Here is a 1,557-nt window from a genome sequence, read left to right as displayed (position 1 = left end):
ATTTCATCACTTTGTCTTATAACATCAGCTGTCTTTTGAGAGATGGCATTCATTGAGCTAGACATTTGCTCAACTGCAGCTGCAGATTCTTGAAGTGAGCTAGCTTGTGTGCTAGCTGAGCTTGTTACTTGAGAGACTGATTCAGCTAGAAGTTTGGCTTTTTCTTCAAGCATCTTGGCATCATTTAAATTTGAGTTTAGCATAGTGCAAATTACTTCACCCATATTTGATACTCCAAGTATCATATCTTTTAGATCAGCCTCAGCACCTTCTGGAACCTCGATAGTTGGTGTAAAATCGTTCTTAGAATACGTGTTTAAAATAGCAGTAACACTTCTAATATTATGTGTTATGCCAGCAAAGAAGCTGTTTAGTAGTGTTTTTAACTCTGCCAAAGATGGGTTATTTGGATTTTGGTTTATAACAACTCCTAATTTACCTTTATTGACAGTATTGACAATGGCATTAAGCTCGCTAATCATTGCATTATCTTTTTTGATACCTTCAACTACTTCGCTAATATTTTCATTAATAACCTTGCTCATCTGCCCAAATTCATCTTCTCTATTTATATCTAATTTAGCTGGAGCATCAGCCTTATATGTAACAAATTTAAATACTTCAGTTAATTTATCTTGTATGGTCTTGATAGGTTTTAAAGAACTTTTTAAAAGGAATAAAACAAATGCAGATAAAATAACAATAAAAATAACAGCCATAATAGCTTGTATTTTAAGTAATGGCATAGTATTTGACGTAAATACATCTTTTTGCATAGCAGATATAGCCAGCCAGCCACGATCGTTTAGCTCTATGAAGTCGGCATATCTATCCTCTCCCTTTGTATTTTTATAAGCAATTAGTCCGTTTTCATTAAATTCTTTATTTTTATATTTTTCTATTAGTTGTTTTGTGATCTCAGGCTTTGTGTTGATCAAATTTTTATCGGGGTGCATAATGATATTTCCATCTTTATCAGCAACAAATGCATAGCTGTAATCTGTTTTGCTGATCTCCGTGATATCTTTACTAAGATCTTCTATACTTACATCAGTTGCGGCAATGCCTATATCTTTTATCGGCGCAACAAAGCTTATAACCATTTGTTTTAAAGAAGCTGCCATATAAGGATCAGAAAATGTTGTGCCATTTTTTTGCTTAGCTAGTTTATACCAACCTCTTGTTCTTGGATCATAGCCATCCTTTGGAGTTTGATTTTTACCATTTGAGCGAAACATAGCTCCATCATCGTAGCCAGCATAGACAAGAGCTACTTCTTTGTTAGCCATTGCTTTGCCTTGTGCTAGAGCGATATCTATACCATTGCGATTTTCATCAAGCTTAGACATAGTCGCAGCTATCTTTTCTATCGTCTGAAAATTGTTGTCAAAAAATGTATCTAGTGTAAATTTTACATCTTTTAGAATTTGACGTTGAGCTTGTGTGACTAGCTCGGTTGTCTTGTTCTGAGCGGTGTAGTAACTAGCGGCTGACATAGCCACAAACGATATACATAGAGCAACTATTAGCATTAGTGCTATTTTATTGGTGATTGAC

At 34.6% G+C, this 1,557-nt stretch carries 1 protein-coding gene; it reads right to left on the bottom strand.

Translation table 11 applies throughout. From position 1 onward, the window contains the following. Positions 1–1,532, bottom strand: a 1,532-nt coding sequence (locus UNSWCS_RS11010) for a cache domain-containing protein (protein WP_035144142.1), incomplete at its 3' end; no start/stop codon positions are given. Positions 1,533–1,557: the final 25 nt, after the last annotated feature.

Origin of the sequence: Campylobacter concisus UNSWCS (assembly GCF_000466685.1) — a bacterium.
Lineage (GTDB): Bacteria > Campylobacterota > Campylobacteria > Campylobacterales > Campylobacteraceae > Campylobacter_A > Campylobacter_A concisus_A.
This window is presented reverse-complemented; position numbering and strand designations above follow the sequence as displayed.